This is a genomic window from Mycobacterium lentiflavum (assembly GCF_022374895.2).
GTDB lineage: Bacteria > Actinomycetota > Actinomycetes > Mycobacteriales > Mycobacteriaceae > Mycobacterium > Mycobacterium lentiflavum.
In genome coordinates this window covers 842,585-859,139 of record NZ_CP092423.2, presented here as the reverse complement: position 1 = coordinate 859,139, position 16,555 = coordinate 842,585, and the positions used below count along the sequence as shown (strand labels likewise).

The following is a 16,555-nucleotide window of genomic DNA, read 5'->3' as shown; positions in this document are numbered from 1 at the left end:
CGTTGGGACGACGAATCAAACGTCGGAGAAGAACTTCAGCGCCACGCTGTTGACCGCCTCGGGCCGCTCCAGGAACCCGAGATGGCCAGCGTCGGGGATCTGCACGTAGCGGCCGTTGGGCAAGGCGTCGGCGACTTCGCGCCCCAAGTGCGGCGGTGTGATGACGTCGTCGGCGAAACCCATCACCAGCACCGGGGTGTTGATGCCGCGGTAGGCCGCGAGCCGGCTGGTCTGCGGGGACACGCTGAGCTGAGTGCGCAACCCGGGCGTGCGCTTGACCGGCCAGGCCCGGAACATGGTGATCCAATCGGCGACCAGCACGTCGTCATTGATCGTCTTGCGCGAAAAGTTTTCCAGCACACGGACTTTCGCCTCGTAAGCGGGCGGCAGTACGGTGCTGGACGCGTAGAGCTCCTGCTCGCCCTCGTGGAAGCCCAGCCGGGCGCGGTCCAGGCGGCCGCGGGTGGCCATCAACACCGCGGCGGTCACCAGCTCGGGGCGCGCCAGCATCAGCTCTTGGGCGATGAACGCCCCCATCGACACCCCGACGATGCGCGCCGGGGCCGCACCCAGGGACTCGATCAGGGTCGCGGTGTCGTTGACCATGGTTTCCGTCGTAAACCCCTCGGCGTTTTCGGTGGCGCCGATCCCGCGATTGTCGAAGGTGATCACGCGATAACCCGCGGACATGAACGCCGGGACCTGATGCGGTAACCAGGTGCGTCCGGGGCCGCCGCTGCCCGAGATGAAGACCACGGGCTCACCGCTGCCTCGGTCGTCATACGCCAGGTTGATCACTCGATCGACGGTACAAGGAGCGGATGGCAGGCCGTGACCCGGTCGATCCACCACTGCCGACGCTCGGGCGATGCCCGCAGCGCGCGCAGCCGCTCCGGGTCGGGTGCAACCGGCCCGACGGCCAGCTGGCCGTCGACCGCCGCGGCGGGTGCGGCGACGTCTTCGGCGAACAGCCCGCCGGTGCCCAGGCCGCAGGCGTGCCGCAGTTGCGGTAGTGCCGCCGCGGCGGTCAGCCCGGCCGCGATGCCGACCGCCGAGTCGAGCGCGCTGGAGACCACGACCGGGATGTCAATCTGCGCGGCAATGTCCAGCAGGCGCGAAATCCCGCCCAGCGGAGCGACCTTGAGCACCGCGATGTCCGCGGCGCCGGCGCGGACCACCGCCAGCGGGTCGTCGGCCTTGCGGATGCTCTCGTCGGCGGCGATCGGCACGTCGATCCGCCGCCGCAGCTCGGCAAGTTCGTCGACCGTGGCGCAGGGTTGTTCGAGGTATTCCAGCGGGCCGTGGGCGGTCAGCACCGCCGCGGCCAGCATCGCCTCGTCGACCGTCCAGCCGCCGTTGGCGTCCACCCGCACCGTCGGGACCAGTTCGCGCACCGCATTGACTCGGGCGACATCGTCGGCCAGCGTCTGCCCGGGCTCGGCGACCTTCACCTTGGCCGTCGCGGCGCCGGGAAAGCGGGCCAGCACCTCGGGCACTTCGGCCGCTGGCACGGCCGGCACGGTGGCGTTGATCGGGACGCGGTCGCGGTGCACCGGCGGTGGCGCCCGGTACGCGCCCTCGATGCCCGACGCCAGCCACGCCGTCGCCTCGGCCGGTCCGTATTCGACGAAGGCTCCGAACTCACCCCACCCCGCCGGTCCCTCGATCAGCGCGACCTCGCGGGTGGTGATGCCGCGAAACCGCACCCGCATCGGCAGCGCCACCACGTGCAGGCGCTCCAGCAGATCGCTTAAAGCGGGCCTCACTGGCCGTAGACCTGGCGGCCTGCCAGATACGTCGCCCGCACGTCGAGATCGGCGATCTGCTCGGGCGGCACCGTGCGGGGATCGGCCGACAGCACCACCAGGTCCGCGTACTTGCCGACCTCGAGCGAACCGACGACCTCGTCGGCGAACAGCTGCCAAGCGGCGTCGATGGTCTGGGCGCGGATCGCCTGTTCGACGGTCAGCCGCTCCTCAGGGCCCAGCACCCGGCCACTCGGCGCCGTGCGGGTCACGGCCACGCTGATGTTGCGCAGCGGCTCCTCGGGCGTGACGGGCGGGTCGTTGTGCAACGAGATCCGCATGCCGGTGGCAACGGCGGATCCTGCCGGCATCCAACGCGATCCGCGCTCCTCGCCGAACAGCCCGTCGACGATCACGTCGCCCCAATAGTGGATCTGGTCGACGAAGATGCTGCAGGTCACGCCGAGGTCGGCGGCGCGCTGCAGCTGCTCGGGCCGGATGGCTCCGACATGCTCGAGGCGCAGCCGGTGGTCGTCGCGCGGATGGGCGCGCAGCGCCTCTTCGTAGACGTCGAGGATGGTGTCCACGCCGGCGTCGCCCTGCACATGACAGGCCATCTGCCAGCCCAGCGGAAAGTATGCGCCGACGATCTCACGCAGCTCCTCGGCGGTGTAGTTGGCGCAGCCACACGAGCCGGGCGCGATACCGATCGAGCGGGTGGCCGCGGTGTCCAGGTAAGGAAAGGACAGCGCGATATTGCCGATCCACGGCGAACCGTCCACCCAGATCTTGATGCCGACCTGGCGCACGATGTCGTCACCCTGGCCGGGGACGGCGGCGGTCGCCATCTTTGGGTTGGAGACCTCGTAGGTGCGCAGCCGGACCGTCAGCCGGTCGTGCAACTGCGCCACCATCGGCGCGAAGTTCGGGTCGAATGCCATCTCCGAACAGGTGGTCAGCCCGGCCCGGTTGAGCCGGGCACACTCGGCCAGCAGCATCGCCGGGTAGCTGTCGGCCGAGATGGCGCCACCGAGCAGCGGGAACACCGCGGCGATCTCCTCGGCGGTGCCGTCCAGCTCACCGCGGGTGTCACGACCGTACTTGGCGCCCTTGGGGTCCGGGGTGTCGCGGGTCAGGCCGTTAAGCCGAGCGGCCTGCGAGTTGAAGTAGGCCTTGTGCCCGGAGTTGTGAATGATCACCAGCGGACCGTCCGGCGCGATGTCATCGAGCCACGCCAGCGTCGGGTCGGGCAGGCCGGACTGCAGCAGCGCGTCCCAGCCGTTCAGATAGGCGCCCGTCGATCCGCGCTGGGCGACCTCGCGACGGATCGCCGCGACGACGTCGTCGGGGCCGGGGATGGTGACCGGTCGGATGTCGACGATCCGGTCCGACAGCGCGACGGCCTCCATCAGCGGATGACCATGTGCCTCAACGAATCCCGGCATTACGCAGCCGTCACCGACGTCGATCGTCTCGGTGGCCGGGCCGATGAGCGTCTCGACGTCGGACCGGTCGCCGACGGCGACGATGCGGCCATCGGCGATGGCGAGCGCCGCCGCGGTGGGCTTCGCGTCATCAACGGTGAGGATGGTTCCGATAACGACGAGATCTGCCTGCGCCATGGGCAGAAAGCCTAGTGCCGCCGTCGCCTGCCGAGGGGGTGGCAGACAAGAATTGCAACACGTTCTAGTCTTGCCCCATGAGTCGCGTCGGCGACGATGCAGAGCGAAGCGATGAGGAGGAGCGACGCCATGGGTGACGATCTGTTGCGCCATCCCATTCATTCCGGACACCTGACCGTCGGTGCGCTCAAGCGCAACAAGGACAAGCCGGTGCTGCATCTCGGCGACACCACGCTGACCGGTGGACAGCTCGCCGAGCGCATCAGCCAATACATCCAGGCGTTCGAGGCGCTCGGCGCGGGCACCGGCGCAACCGTCGGGCTGCTGTCGCTGAATCGGCCCGAGGTGCTGATGATCATCGGCGCCGGGCAGACCCAGGGCTATCGGCGCGTGGCGTTGCACCCGCTGGGCTCGCTGGACGACCACGCCTACGTGCTGGGCGACGCCGGCGTCACGTCGCTGATCATCGACCCCAACCCGATGTTCGTCGAGCGGGCGCTGGGCCTGCTGGACAAAGTGCCCGGCCTCAAGCAGGTCCTGACCATCGGCCCGGTCCCCGAAGCGCTGGGCGATTCCGCGGTGGACCTGGTCGCCGAGGCCGCGAAGTATCCGCCGAAGCCGTTGGTGGCCGCCGACCTTGCGCCCGATCACATCGGCGGGATGGCCTACACCGGCGGCACCACCGGCAAGCCCAAGGGCGTGCTGGGCACCGCGCAGTCGATCACCACCATGACGACGATCCAGCTCGCCGAGTGGGAGTGGCCAGAGAACCCGCGCTTTTTGATGTGCACCCCGCTGTCGCACGCCGGGGCGGCGTTCTTCGTGCCGACAATCATCAAGGGCGGCGAGCTGGTGGTGCTGACCAAGTTCGATCCGGCCGAGGTGCTGCGGGTGATCGAGGAGCAGAAGATCACCGCGACCATGCTGGTGCCGTCGATGATCTACGCACTGATGGACCATCCCGACTCGCACACCCGCGACCTGTCCTCGCTGGAGACGGTCTACTACGGCGCCTCGGCGATGAACCCGGTGCGGCTGGCCGAGGCCATCCGCCGCTTCGGGCCGATCTTCGCCCAGTACTACGGGCAGTCCGAAGCCCCGATGGTGATCTCGTATCTAGCCAAGAAGGACCACGACGAGAAGCGGCTCACCTCCTGCGGACGGCCCACCCTATTCGCCCGCACCGCGCTGCTGGACGCCGACGGCAAGCCGGTGCCGCAGGGCGAGGTGGGTGAGATCTGCGTGTCCGGGCCGCTGCTAAGCGGCGGTTACTGGAACCTGCCCGAGGAGACGGCCAAAACGTTCAAAGACGGCTGGCTGCACACCGGCGACATGGCCCGCGAGGACGAGGACGGCTTCTGGTTCATTGTCGACCGGGTCAAGGACATGATCGTCACCGGCGGGTTCAACGTGTTCCCCCGCGAGGTGGAGGACGTCGTCGCCGAGCATCCGGCCGTCGCGCAGGTGTGCGTGATCGGCACCCCCGACGAGAAGTGGGGCGAGGCCGTCACCGCGGTGATCGTGCTGCGACCCGACCACCCGTCCGACGAGGAGTCGGTGGCGCAGGTGACCGTCGAGATCCAGGCTGCGGTCAAGGAGCGCAAGGGTTCGGTGCAGTCGCCTAAGCAGGTGATCGTCGTCGAGTCGGTCCCGGTGACCGCGCTGGGCAAGCCGGACAAGAAGGCCGTGCGCGCGCAGTTCTGGGAGGGCGCCGGCCGTTCGGTCGGCTGAAGTCTGCCCCGAGTGTGAAGCTGGGCGCACACTCGCGACCGAGTGTGAAGCTGGGCGCACACTCGCGACCGAGTGTGAAGCTGGCCGCACACTCGACGGTGAGACGGCGCTAGCTGGCGATGCCGGCGACCAGCAGGTCGAGCATGCGGCCGGTCTGCTCCGGTGAGCCGGTGGCCATAAAGATCCCGATCAGGCTGCTGACCACGTCGTCGGCCCGGACGTCGGCGCGCAGGCTGCCGTCGTCGGCTCCGGCCCGCAACAACCTCTCGACGGCACCGACGACGCTGTCGTAGGTCTGGCTGCGCTGCACGGCACCGGAGTCGAACATCGCGTGCAGCGTCTCGGCCATGCCACGCTTGGCGGCCACGAAGCTTGCGTAGCGGTCCATCCAGCGTCGCAGGGCAATGCGGGGCGGATGCCTGTCCAGCAGTTGCTCGGCGGCCGCGGCCACCTCGGCGAGCTCGGCGCGGAAAACCGCCTCGACGAGCGCCTCCCGGCTGGGGAAATGCCGGTACAGCGTGCCGATTCCGACACCGGCGGCGCGCGCGATCGCCTCCAGCGACACCGCGCGCCCATCGGCAGTGGCGAACGCCGCGGTCGCCACCTCGAGGAGCTTTTCGCGATTCCGGCGCGCGTCGGACCGGGTGCTGCCAGCCAAGCGGAGGGGCCTCCGTTTCTGCTACTCTCGACCAAGCGGAGGGGCCTCCGCATTCTCCAGTGTCTCACGGGATAAGGAGCACCATGACGGACAAACCACAGCCCGGCGGCCTGGGCAGTATCGGAACGGCGGCGGTCGCCCGCGTCGGGTACGGCGCCATGCAGCTGTTCGAGACCTCGCCCGACGACGCCGCCGCGGTGCTGCGTCGCGCCGTCGAGCTCGGCGTCAACCACATCGACACCGCATCGTTCTACGGGCCCGGCGAGGTCAACCGGCGCATCCGCGCGGCGCTGGCGCCCTACCCGGACGACCTCGTGATCGTCAGCAAGGTCGGCGCGCGGTACACCGGCGAACAGCCGATACCGCTGGCCGCGGCGCAACGCCCCGCCGAACTGCGCGCCGCGGTCGAGGACGACCTGAGCCAACTCGGCCTGGACTGCGTGCCGGTGGTCAACCTGCGGCGGATGGACCTGGGTCCCGCCGTGGGCGCCGACGGCGACCAGATCGTCGAACTCGACGACCAGCTGGCCGAGATGATCGCGCTACGCGACGAGGGCAAGATCGGCGCGATCGGGATCAGCAGCGTGCCGCTCGACGTGCTGCGGCGCGCCCTGCCCGCCGGCATCGTGTGCGTGCAGAACGCCTACAGCCTGCTCGACCGCTCGCAGGAGGACATGATCGACGTCTGCACGGCCGAGGGCATCGCCTGGGTGCCGTACTTTCCCCTCGGGTCGGCGTTTCCGGGCTTTCCCAAGGTCTCCGACAATCCCGTCGTGCTCGACATCGCCGGCGAAATCGGCGCGACACCATCCCAGGTCGGATTGGGGTGGTTGCTGGCGCACGCGCCGACCACGTTGCTGATTCCGGGGACACGCTCGATCACCCATCTCGAGGAGAACATCGGCGCGGGTGACGTCGCACTCGATGCCGAGGCGATCGCTGCGCTGGACGCCATCACCACCCCGGGGACGGACCCGTGGGCGCACGGTGTGGAACCCTTCTCGGAGGCGACGCAGCGCTGACTACTGTGGTCGCATGGGCAAACCGATCAAGCCGCCCTGGTGGCTGAAGCCGGCGAACAAACTCTTCATCCAGATGTCGCGGCTGGGAATGAGTTTCGGCGGCGAAAGCCCCGTTGTGCTGACGGTGCCGGGGCGCAAATCGGGACGCGAACGTTCGACGCCGGTGACACCGATGACCGTCGACGGCAAACGGTACGTCGTCGCCGGATTCCCCGGCGCCGACTGGGTGGCCAACGTGCGAGCCGCCGAACAGGCGACCGTTGCTCGCGGCCGGCGCACCGAGCGGGTGCGGATGGTGGAGTTATCCGCGGCCGAGGCCCGGCCGATTCTGCGCGTGTTCCCTCAAGAGGTGCCCACGGGTGTGGGATTCATGAAGCGGGCCGGACTCGTCACCGAGGGCAGTCCCGACGAGTTCGAGCGTCTGGCGGGCCGCTGCGCGGTGTTCCGCCTGGACCCGTATAGGAGTTGAAAAGCCTTGAGCGACAATCCATTTAATGCCCAGGCCTGGCGGACGGTCGACGGCTTCGGCGATCTGACCGACATCACCTACCACCGCCACGTCGACGACGCGACGGTCCGGGTGGCGTTCGACCGCCCCGAGGTGCGCAACGCGTTTCGGCCGCACACCGTCGACGAGCTGTACCGGGTGCTCGACCACGCCCGGATGTCCCCCGACGTCGGCGTCGTACTGCTGACCGGCAACGGCCCGTCCCCGAAGGACGGCGGCTGGGCGTTTTGCTCCGGTGGCGATCAGCGCATCCGCGGGCGCTCGGGCTACCAATACGCCTCCGGCGAGACCGCCGACACCGTCGACGCCGCCCGCGCCGGCCGGCTGCACATCCTCGAGGTGCAGCGCCTGATCCGCTTCATGCCCAAGGTCGTCATCTGTCTGGTCAACGGCTGGGCCGCCGGCGGCGGGCACAGCCTGCACGTGGTCTGCGACCTGACGCTGGCCAGCCGCGAGCACGCCCGCTTCAAGCAGACCGACGCCGACGTCGGCAGCTTCGACGGCGGCTACGGCAGCGCGTATCTGGCCCGTCAGGTCGGCCAGAAGTTCGCCCGGGAGATCTTCTTCCTGGGCCGCCCCTACACCGCCGAGCAGATGCACCACATGGGCGCGGTCAACGAGGTCGTCGACCATGTGGACCTGGAACGCACCGGCATCCAGTGGGCGGCCGAGATCAACGCCAAATCCCCCCAGGCGCAACGGATGCTCAAGTTCGCGTTCAACCTGCTCGACGACGGCCTGGTGGGTCAGCAGCTGTTCGCCGGTGAGGCCACCCGGCTGGCGTACATGACCGACGAAGCGGTCGAAGGCCGCGACGCGTTTTTGGAGAAGCGCGAGCCGGATTGGAGCCCGTTCCCGCGCTATTTCTAGGGGGTCACGCTGGCGTGGCACTCGGCCGCCAACGCCACGCTGGCGTGACGCTCGTCGGGTTCGGGGCCGCCGACGCCACGCTGGCGTGACGCTGGTGGGGTTCCGGGCCGCCCCTAGACTCCCCCCGTGAGCAAGAGCCCGATTCGCCGGATCGCGGACCAGATCGTGCTGGCCAGCATGCGACCGCCCATGTCTCCCCAAGTGCTGGTCAACCGGCCCGCGATCAAGCCGATCGACCTGGACGGCAAGCGAATCCTGCTGACCGGGGCGTCGTCAGGCATCGGCGAAGCCGGCGCCGAACGGCTGGCCGAGCGCGGCGCCACCGTAGTGGTCGTCGCCCGCCGCCGCGACCGCCTCGACGCGCTCGCCGACCGCGTCGCCGCGGCGGGCGGCACGGCGCTGTCGATCCCCTGCGACGTGTCGGACATGGATGCCGTGGATGCATTGGTCGCCGACGTCGACGAACGTCTCGGCGGGATCGACATCTTGATCAACAACGCCGGCCGATCCATCCGCCGGCCGCTGGCCGAGTCGCTGGAGCGCTGGCACGACGTCGAGCGGACCATAGTGCTCAACTACTACGCGCCGCTGCGGCTGATCCGCGGCTTCGCGCCGGGCATGCTGCAGCGCGGCGACGGCCACATCATCAACGTCTCGACCTGGGGAGTGCTGTCCGAGGCATCGCCGCTGTTCGCGCCCTACAACGCATCCAAGGCGGCACTGTCCGCGGTGAGCCGCGTCGCCGAAACCGAGTGGGGCCGACGGGGTGTGCACTCGACGACGCTGTACTACCCGTTGGTGGCCACGCCGATGATCGAGCCGACGAAGGCCTACGACGGGTTGCCCGCGCTGACGTCAGACGAAGCCGCCGAGTGGATGGTCACCGCCGCCCGCACCCGGCCAGTGCGGATCGCCCCGCGGATGGCGATCGCGGCCCGGGCACTGGACACCATCGGGCCCCGCTGGGTGAACACCCTGATGCAGCGCCAGAATTTGCAGCCCAATCGCGATAACGGGAGCTGACCGTCTTAGAAGTGTTAGCGTTGCCCTCTCAGTACTATGTCGGATCTCTGGACCACCATTGCTGCCGAGCGCGGTGCGCTCGCGACGGATCTCGCCGACCTCACGCCTACGCAATGGGATCAGCCGTCACTGTGCCCGGGCTGGGCCGTCCGCGACGTGGTCGCGCACCTGTCGGCGACGGCCTCGCTGAATCCGGCCTCGTTCTTTGCCGGAATGGCGAAGGCGCGGTTCAACTTCGACAGGTTCGCCAATGACCAGATCGCCAAGCACCTCGGGCGGGACGCGGCAGCCACGCTGAGCGAATTCCGCGGCGTGCAGCACTCCACCTCCGCGCCGCCGGGTCCCAAAACCTCCTGGCTCGGTGAGGTGGTGATCCACGGCGCCGATATCCGCCGACCGCTGGGCATCCCGCACACCTACGACGTGGCGACCGTTCGTCAGGTGATCGACTTCTACAAGGGCTCCAACATGCTCATCGGCGCCAAGAAGCGCATCGCGGGGCTGAGGTTGTCTGCCACGGATTGCGATTGGCAGCACGGACAGGGCGACACCGTCGAAGGCCCACTGCTGTCGTTGCTGCTTGCCATGACCGGACGCGCCAACGCGTGCGCGGAGCTCGCCGGGCCGGGCGTGGCCGCGCTGCAAAGCCGATGCGCCTCGGCGACGTGATAGACACGAGCTTATGGAGATCCTGTTCAGCCGAATGCTGCTTCGGCCGGCTGACTATCAGCGGTCGTTGACGTTCTACCGCGACGAAATCGGCCTGGCCATCTATCGCGACTATGGCGCTGGCACAGTGTTTTTCGCGGGTCAATCTTTGCTGGAGCTCGCCGGCTGGAGCGACGGCGAGGGTGCTATAGGACCCTTCCCCGGCGCGTTGTGGCTGCAGGTCCGCGACATCGAGGCAACCCAGGCCGAACTGACGGGCCGCGGGGTGCCGATTGCCCGCGAGGCCCGCCGCGAGCCGTGGGGCCTCAAAGAGATGCACGTGACCGATCCGGATGGCATTACGCTCATCTTTGTCGAGGTCCCGGGCGACCACCCGTTACGCCGCGACAGCCGAGGTGAACAGCAGGGAACGGCTGGTTAACTGACAGGTAACATCTGGCGACGACTCATGATATACCTGCGATTCACCTCGTCGAGCATTCGACAATTTAATTCCCCAACCATCAGAATCAGGCGCTGTGGACATACAACTGTTCCTCCTAATCATTGTCGTAGTCACGGCATTGGCATTCGATTTCACCAACGGCTTCCATGACACCGCGAACGCCATGGCGACCTCGATCGCCAGCGGTGCGCTGAAGCCCAAAACAGCCGTCGCGCTCTCGGCGGTGCTCAACCTGGTGGGCGCGTTCCTGTCGACCACCGTTGCGGCCACCATCGCCAAGGGCCTCATCGATTCCAGCATCGTGTCACTGGAATTGGTGTTCGCCGGCTTGGTCGGCGGCGTGGTCTGGAACCTACTGACCTGGCTGCTCGGTATCCCCTCGAGCTCGTCGCACGCGCTGATCGGAGGCATCATCGGTGCCACGATGGCGGCCGTCGGCGCGCACGGGGTGATCTGGTCGGGCGTCATGTCCAAGGCGATCATCCCGGCCGTCGTGTCGGTGTTCGTGGCTCTGTTGGTCGGCGCCTGCGCGACCTGGGCGGTCTTCCGGATCACGCGGGGCTTGCAGAAGGAGCGCACCGAAGCCGGGTTCCGGCGTGGCCAGATCGGCTCGGCGTCGCTGGTCTCGCTGGCGCACGGCACCAACGATGCCCAGAAGACGATGGGCATCATCTTCCTGGCGCTGATGTCCTACGGCTCGGTCAGCAAGAGCGCCGCGGTCCCACCGATGTGGGTCATCGTGTGCTGCGCCATAGCGATGGCCACCGGTACCTACCTGGGCGGCTGGCGGATCATCCGCACCCTGGGCAAAGGACTCGTCGAAATCACCTCGCCGCAGGGCATGGCCGCCGAATCATCTTCTGCCGCAGTGATTCTGCTGTCCGCTCACTTCGGCTACGCGCTCTCGACCACCCAGGTCTGCACCGGCTCGGTGATGGGCAGCGGGCTGGGCAAGCCCGGCGGTGAGGTCCGCTGGGGCGTCGCCGGACGGATGGCCGTTGCTTGGGTGGTGACGCTTCCGCTGGCCGGCCTGGTCGGTGCGGTCACCTACTGGATCGTCCATTACATCGGCGGGTACCCCGGCGCCGTCGTCGGCTTCGGGCTCCTGGTCGCGACCTCGGCCGCCATCTACATCCGGTCTCGCAAGAACAAGGTCGACCAACACAACGTCAACGACGAATGGAAGGGCGACCTGACCGCCGGCCTCGATGAGAGCAGCCCGTCCAGCGGGGCCAAGGTCGGCGCCGCTGCCGGTTCCGACGACGTGAGTGTGGGGTAGCGTCCGATGAGTCAACTGAGCGAGTGGTTCAACTACGAGGCAACGCTGAAGATCCTGCTCTTCAGCATGTTGGCTGGCGCCTTCCTGCCCGGCCTGTTCGCGGTGGGCATCCGGCTGCAAGCGCTCGGCTCCGGCAATGTCGGCGCCGACGGCAGCACGTCGCACCCGAACCCGGTGCTATCCGTCCTGGCCTGGCTGATCTACGCCCTGGTTATAACGGTGATCATTATTGGCGTGTTGTTCATCGCGCGCGATTTCATCGCCCATCACACCGGGTACCCCTTCCTAGGGGCCAAGCTTAAGTAAACGAGCTTAAGTAACATCGAATCGTTGTCCACCGAACTACCGAGCCCCCGGGCGGAGTTGTCGAATGAACCGATTCCTTACCTCGGTCGTCTCGTGGTTGCGCGCGGGTTATCCGGAGGGCATTCCCCCGACGGATACCTTCGCCCTGCTGGCGCTGTTGGCCAACCGACTGTCCAACGATGAGGTCCGGCTCGTGGCCAACGCGCTGATGGAACGCGGCGATTTCGACAACATCGACATCGGCGTGATGATCAGCAAGCTCACCGACGAGCTGCCGTCGCCCGAGGACATCGAGCGGGTGCGTGCGCGACTGGCCGCCCAGGGCTGGCCGCTGGACGACCCGCACGACGACGATGACGACGACGAGCTCGAGGGCGGAGCGCACGCATAGCCGTTCTGCGTGCGCTGGTTGTCCCGCCCGGCTCCGCTGCCGCAGTGCTGCTGCCTGCTTTGGAGCGGGTGCTGGCCGGTCGCGAGTCGGCTTTCGTTGCAGCGCCGCCGAATTGCGAGCTGGGCGCGTTGCGGGTGGGCGAAGTCATCGACGACGACGTGGCGCTGGTTGTGACGACGTCGGGCACCACCGGAAAACCCAAGGGCGCCTTGCTGACTGCCGCCGCGCTGACCGCGAGCGCGGCCGCCACGCATGACCGTCTCGGCGGACCGGGTAGCTGGCTGCTGGCGCTGCCGCCGTATCACATCGCCGGCATCCAGGTGCTGGTGCGCAGCATGCTGGCCGGTTCGGCGCCCGTCGAGCTGGACGTCTCGTCGGGGTTCGATACCGCCGAATTGCCGCGTGCGATAAGCACATTGGGCGCCGGCCGGCGCTACACCTCGCTGGTGGCCGCCCAACTGGCCAAGGCATTGGCCGATCCGCCGGCAGCCGCCGCGCTGGCCGAGTTGGACGCCGTACTGCTGGGCGGCGGCCCGGCTCCCCGACCGGTACTCGAGGCCGCGGCGGCCGCGGGGATCGCGGTAGTCCGCACCTACGGGATGAGCGAGACCGCGGGAGGCTGTGTCTACGACGGTGTCGCGCTGCCGGGCGTGCGGCTGCGGGTGGACAACGGGCGCATCGTAATCGGAGGCGCCACGGTGGCTAAGGGCTATCGCAACCCGGTTGATCCCGACCCGTTCGCCGAGCCGGGCTGGTTTCGCACCGACGACCTGGGCACGATCGACTCGGGCGTCCTGACCGTGCTGGGCCGCGCCGACGACGCGATCAGTACGGGCGGGCTGACGGTGCTGCCGCAACCGGTCGAAGCGGTGCTGTGCACCCACCCGGCGGTCGGCGACTGCGCGGTGTTCGGACTCGCCGACGACCGGTTGGGGCAGCGGGTGGTGGCGGCGATCGTGCTGCGCGACGGCGTCGGACCGCCGACGCTGGACGCGCTGCGCGCACATGTGTCGAACACCCTGGACGGCACCGCCGCGCCGCGCGAGTTGCACATCGTCGACGCGCTGCCGCGTCGCGGCATCGGCAAGGTAGACCGAGCGGCGCTGGCGCGCCGGTTCGGCGCCGATCAATAGGCTGGACGATCGTGAGGATTGCCCGCCGGGAAATGCTGGCCGCCACGGCCGGTGCCGCCCTGGTCGCTGCCGCGGTGGTGCTGCCGTCGCTGGGCGTCAGGCCGCGGCTGGACCTCGGTCCCGAGCGCTTCGCCACGCACGCGCAAGCGGCACCGCTGTTCGGCGCCTGGGAGCTCCACGCCAGCTGGGGAACCGGTCCGGCGATTCTGCTTGCAATCGCCGCCGTCACGTGGGGGCCGGTTGTCGCTCAACGCCTTTCGTGGCGGACGCTGACGCTGAGCACCTGGGCAGTGGCCTGCGGGTGGGCATTCGCGCTGGCGATGATCGACGGCTGGCAGCGCGGTTTCGCGGGCCGGCTGACCACCCGGGACGAATATGTGACCCAGGTGCCCGGCATCACCGACATTCCGGCGACGGTACGCACGTTTACCACCCGGATTCTCGACTACCAGCCCAACTCCTGGATCACCCATGTCTCGGGGCATCCGCCGGGCGCGCTGTTGACGTTCGTCTGGCTGGACCGGCTCGGCCTGCACGGCGGCGCGTGGGCGGGACTGCTGTGCCTGCTGGTCGGCTCCAGCGCGGCGGCGGCCGTGGTGATCGCCATCCGCGCGTTGGCCGACGAGCAGACCGCGCGGCTGGCGGCGCCGTTCGTCGCGATAGCGCCGACGGCGATCTGGGTGGCGGTCTCGGCCGATGGCTACTTCGCCGGCGTCGCGGCGTGGGGCATCGCGCTGCTGGCGGTGGCGGTGCACCGACCGGTTCGCTTTCCCGCGCTGATCGCGGCCGCCGCCGGGCTGCTGCTCGGCTGGTGCGTGTTCCTCAGCTACGGCTTGGCGCTGCTGGGGCTCGCCGCGGCGGCCGTACTGGTTTCCGCCAAGGATTTTCGCGCGGCGCTGCGGGCACTTGGCCCGGCCACCTTGACCGCGTTGATGGTCGCGGTGACCTTCGCCGTCGCCGGGTTCTACTGGTTCGACGGCTATACCCTTGTCCAGCAACGCTATTGGCAGGGGATCGCCCACGACCGGCCGTTCCAGTATTGGTGGTGGGCTAATCTGGCGTGCGCGGTGTGCGCGATCGGCCTCGGCGGTGTCGCGGGCATCACCCGGCTGTTCGACGGTGCCGCGATCCGTCGCCGCTCCGGGTTTCACCTGGTGTTACTGGCCATGCTGGCCGCGATCGTCTGCGCCGACCTGAGCATGCTGAGTAAGGCTGAGGTGGAACGGATCTGGCTGCCGTTCACGATCTGGCTAACGGCGGCGCCCGCGTTGCTGCCGGTGCGGTCGCACCGGGTGTGGCTGGCGATCAACGCGGCCGGTGCACTCCTGGTCAATACCGTCATGGTCACCCACTGGTAGGCGGACATGGAACACCAACCCGAACTGGCGCGCCGACTCAATACGACCGACGCGGTCGTCATCGGGCTGGGTTCGATGATCGGGGCCGGCGTGTTCGCCGCATTCGGCCCGGCCGCGCGGGCCGCGGGCGCGGGTCTGCTGATCGGGCTGGCGCTGGCAGCGGTGATCGCCTACTGCAATGCCACCTCGTCCGCGCAACTGGCCGCGGAGTATCCGACGTCGGGCGGAACGTACATCTACGGCCGGGAACGCCTCGGCCCGTGGTGGGGCTTCATCGCGGGGTGGGGATTTGTGATCGGCAAGACGGCGTCATGTGCGGCGATGGCGCTCACCGTCGCCGCCTACGCGGTTCCCGGGGCGGATGTGTGGGTGCAGCGCATCGTCGGGATCGCCTCCGTGGTCCTGCTGACCACCCTGAACTACCGCGGCGTCACCAAGACCGCGATGCTGGCTCGAATTCTGTTGGTGTGCACCCTGATTGCGCTGGCCACCGTGGTCATCGGCATCGCGATGAGCAAGCCGGACCTCGCACAGCTGAGCGGCTCGTGGTTCACCGGCTCGATTTACGGGGTGCTGCAGTCGGCGGGGCTGCTGTTCTTCGCGTTCGCCGGATATGCCCGCATCGCGACGATGGGTGAGGAGGTCCGCGACCCGGCCCGCACCATCCCTCGCGCGATCTCCGTTGCCCTGGCGATCGCAGTGGTGATCTATCTGGTTGTCGGGGTGGCCGCACTGCTCGCCGCGGGACCCGACCGGCTCGCGAATGCCGTTGCGCCACTGGCCGAGGCGGTGCGGGCGGCCGGCGCCCCGGAGTTGGTTCCGGTCATCTCGGTCGGGGCCGCGCTGGCCAGCCTTGGTGCGCTGCTGGCGCTGATCGCCGGGCTCGGGCGCACCACACTGGCGATGGCCCGGCACCGGGATCTGCCGGGCTGGCTGGCGGCGGTGCACCCGGAGCACCGAGTGCCACACCACGCCGAGATCGCCGTCGGCGTAGTGGTCTGCATTCTGGTGAGTGCGGTGGATCTGCGTGGGGTGATTGGCTTTTCGTCGTTCGGGGTGCTGATCTACTACGCGATCGCCAACGCCGCCGCGTATACATTGCGCCGGCGCCGCGTGCTGAATGCCGGTGGACTGGCCGGGTGCCTGCTGCTGGTCGCCACCCTGCCGTGGGAATCGGCGGCCGCGGGGCTGGCGGTATTCGCCGTCGGGATCGCCGTGCGCGCGGCCGTGTTGAGCCGACGCGACGGAGCTTCGGGCAGTTAACCACAGCCGAAAAACAATAGGCCGGCCAGCCGGCTCCCATCGGCTGACACGCAGCCAACGTCGTGCCATTGGCCGACGCGTATTGGGGTGTTCAACTGGCCTTTGCCGGTCCGGAAGGTCCCGGGCCGCGCGTCGGATCCGCTGCCGAGGTGGCGAACCATCGGGTGCGCACCAACCGTTCGATGCCTTTGCTGGCGAGGATCCGGATTATTGGTCGGCAGATTTAAATTAACGACATCATCGGCAGGCATAAGTCGCCTATGTGTTTTGTGTGTGTTCACCCTGCCGAGCTTCGACGTTAACGCGAGGTAGACGGGGTCATCGGCGTCTGGCATGCCCCGCCGCCGACTCTCGACCCATGCTCAGCCACCGTCGCGACGGCCAAAGTCGACGGCCAAGTATTCCGGCGGGGCTGGCTAGCGTACTGGCCACGAGAGCAGCTCAACGACCGACAACCAATCGCGGTCTCGCGATGGTGATAGTCACTCAATGTTGTTGACGTTCAACGATGTCGGCGAGGACACGCGCGGAA

At 68.4% G+C, this 16,555-nt stretch carries 16 protein-coding genes and 1 pseudogene; 13 read left to right on the top strand and 4 right to left on the bottom strand.

Annotated features, from left to right (window positions below):
- Positions 1-15 precede the first annotated feature (15 nt).
- Genes MJO58_RS04190 through MJO58_RS04180 form a run of 3 tightly spaced genes read right to left on the bottom strand, consistent with a single transcriptional unit; the run spans position 16 to position 3,367 of the window.
- Complete coding sequence (locus MJO58_RS04190) at positions 16-798, bottom strand: alpha/beta fold hydrolase (RefSeq protein WP_090600062.1); 783 nt, start codon at positions 796-798, stop codon at positions 16-18.
- Positions 795-1,712 (bottom strand): o-succinylbenzoate synthase, encoded by a 918-nt coding sequence (locus tag MJO58_RS04185; RefSeq protein ID WP_434086355.1) that lies wholly within the window; start codon positions 1,710-1,712, stop codon positions 795-797. Before MJO58_RS04185 ends, MJO58_RS04190 begins: the two co-directional genes overlap by 4 nt.
- A gap of 50 nt (positions 1,713-1,762) precedes the next feature.
- Positions 1,763-3,367 (bottom strand): amidohydrolase, encoded by a 1,605-nt coding sequence (locus MJO58_RS04180; RefSeq protein WP_239722100.1) that lies wholly within the window; start codon positions 3,365-3,367, stop codon positions 1,763-1,765.
- 96 nt (positions 3,368-3,463) lie between these two features.
- Here MJO58_RS04180 and fadD8 point away from each other — a divergent pair, with 96 nt between their 5' ends.
- A complete protein-coding gene (fadD8, locus tag MJO58_RS04175; RefSeq protein WP_239722099.1) occupies positions 3,464-5,098 on the top strand; it encodes a fatty-acid--CoA ligase FadD8 in 1,635 nt (544 codons plus the stop codon).
- Positions 5,099-5,207: 109 nt separating this feature from the next.
- Here the strand turns inward: fadD8 and MJO58_RS04170 are convergent, their stop codons facing one another.
- Positions 5,208-5,756: a TetR/AcrR family transcriptional regulator gene (locus tag MJO58_RS04170; RefSeq protein ID WP_239722098.1), complete on the bottom strand. Its 549-nt coding sequence runs from the start codon at positions 5,754-5,756 to the stop codon at positions 5,208-5,210.
- A gap of 83 nt (positions 5,757-5,839) precedes the next feature.
- Between MJO58_RS04170 and MJO58_RS04165 the strand changes: the two genes are divergently transcribed.
- The 12 genes and pseudogenes from MJO58_RS04165 to MJO58_RS04110 all read left to right on the top strand — a co-directional run bounded on the left by MJO58_RS04165 (position 5,840) and on the right by MJO58_RS04110 (position 16,023).
- A complete protein-coding gene (locus tag MJO58_RS04165; protein ID WP_239722097.1) occupies positions 5,840-6,778 on the top strand; it encodes an aldo/keto reductase in 939 nt (312 codons plus the stop codon).
- 13 nt (positions 6,779-6,791) lie between these two features.
- Entirely contained in the window at positions 6,792-7,247 is a 456-nt protein-coding gene (locus MJO58_RS04160; protein WP_239722096.1) for a nitroreductase family deazaflavin-dependent oxidoreductase, read from the top strand.
- Positions 7,248-7,253: 6 nt separating this feature from the next.
- Positions 7,254-8,156 (top strand): 1,4-dihydroxy-2-naphthoyl-CoA synthase, encoded by a 903-nt coding sequence (locus tag MJO58_RS04155; RefSeq protein ID WP_239722095.1) that lies wholly within the window; start codon positions 7,254-7,256, stop codon positions 8,154-8,156.
- Positions 8,157-8,282: 126 nt separating this feature from the next.
- The gene (locus tag MJO58_RS04150; RefSeq protein WP_239722094.1) at positions 8,283-9,179 is read left to right on the top strand and encodes an SDR family oxidoreductase; all 897 of its coding nucleotides are present in this window, start codon (positions 8,283-8,285) and stop codon (positions 9,177-9,179) included.
- A 36-nt stretch (positions 9,180-9,215) separates the two neighbouring features.
- A complete protein-coding gene (locus MJO58_RS04145) occupies positions 9,216-9,848 on the top strand; it encodes a maleylpyruvate isomerase family mycothiol-dependent enzyme (protein ID WP_239722093.1) in 633 nt (210 codons plus the stop codon).
- Positions 9,849-9,861: 13 nt separating this feature from the next.
- Positions 9,862-10,269, top strand: coding sequence for a VOC family protein (locus MJO58_RS04140; RefSeq protein WP_239722092.1), 408 nt, complete (start codon positions 9,862-9,864; stop codon positions 10,267-10,269).
- 97 nt (positions 10,270-10,366) lie between these two features.
- Positions 10,367-11,552: pseudogene (locus MJO58_RS04135) on the top strand (inorganic phosphate transporter); the annotation flags it as partial.
- Positions 11,553-11,578: 26 nt separating this feature from the next.
- The gene (locus MJO58_RS04130) at positions 11,579-11,878 is read left to right on the top strand and encodes a hypothetical protein (protein ID WP_239722091.1); all 300 of its coding nucleotides are present in this window, start codon (positions 11,579-11,581) and stop codon (positions 11,876-11,878) included.
- A 64-nt stretch (positions 11,879-11,942) separates the two neighbouring features.
- Positions 11,943-12,269: a DUF3349 domain-containing protein gene (locus MJO58_RS04125; protein WP_090599990.1), complete on the top strand. Its 327-nt coding sequence runs from the start codon at positions 11,943-11,945 to the stop codon at positions 12,267-12,269.
- A 68-nt stretch (positions 12,270-12,337) separates the two neighbouring features.
- On the top strand, positions 12,338-13,402 hold the full coding sequence (gene menE / locus MJO58_RS04120) for an o-succinylbenzoate--CoA ligase (protein WP_239723160.1): 1,065 nt from the start codon (positions 12,338-12,340) through the stop codon (positions 13,400-13,402).
- Positions 13,403-13,413: 11 nt separating this feature from the next.
- Positions 13,414-14,760, top strand: coding sequence for a hypothetical protein (locus tag MJO58_RS04115; protein ID WP_239722090.1), 1,347 nt, complete (start codon positions 13,414-13,416; stop codon positions 14,758-14,760).
- 6 nt (positions 14,761-14,766) lie between these two features.
- On the top strand, positions 14,767-16,023 hold the full coding sequence (locus tag MJO58_RS04110; RefSeq protein ID WP_239722089.1) for an APC family permease: 1,257 nt from the start codon (positions 14,767-14,769) through the stop codon (positions 16,021-16,023).
- Positions 16,024-16,555 lie beyond the last annotated feature (532 nt).

What these genes read in the sequence shown, in the direction of transcription:
- MJO58_RS04165 (WP_239722097.1), top strand. Translation starts at nt 5,840, where the DNA reads ATGACGGACAAACCACAGCCCGGCGGCCTGGGCAGTATCGGAACGGCG.
- fadD8 (WP_239722099.1), top strand. Translation starts at nt 3,464, where the DNA reads ATGCAGAGCGAAGCGATGAGGAGGAGCGACGCCATGGGTGACGATCTG.
- MJO58_RS04140 (WP_239722092.1), top strand. Translation starts at nt 9,862, where the DNA reads ATGGAGATCCTGTTCAGCCGAATGCTGCTTCGGCCGGCTGACTATCAG.
- MJO58_RS04110 (WP_239722089.1), top strand. Translation starts at nt 14,767, where the DNA reads ATGGAACACCAACCCGAACTGGCGCGCCGACTCAATACGACCGACGCG.
- MJO58_RS04130 (WP_239722091.1), top strand. Translation starts at nt 11,579, where the DNA reads ATGAGTCAACTGAGCGAGTGGTTCAACTACGAGGCAACGCTGAAGATC.
- MJO58_RS04125 (WP_090599990.1), top strand. Translation starts at nt 11,943, where the DNA reads ATGAACCGATTCCTTACCTCGGTCGTCTCGTGGTTGCGCGCGGGTTAT.
- MJO58_RS04160 (WP_239722096.1), top strand. Translation starts at nt 6,792, where the DNA reads ATGGGCAAACCGATCAAGCCGCCCTGGTGGCTGAAGCCGGCGAACAAA.
- MJO58_RS04145 (WP_239722093.1), top strand. Translation starts at nt 9,216, where the DNA reads ATGTCGGATCTCTGGACCACCATTGCTGCCGAGCGCGGTGCGCTCGCG.
- MJO58_RS04185 (WP_434086355.1), bottom strand. Translation starts at nt 1,712, where the DNA reads ATGCGGGTGCGGTTTCGCGGCATCACCACCCGCGAGGTCGCGCTGATC.
- MJO58_RS04180 (WP_239722100.1), bottom strand. Translation starts at nt 3,367, where the DNA reads ATGGCGCAGGCAGATCTCGTCGTTATCGGAACCATCCTCACCGTTGAT.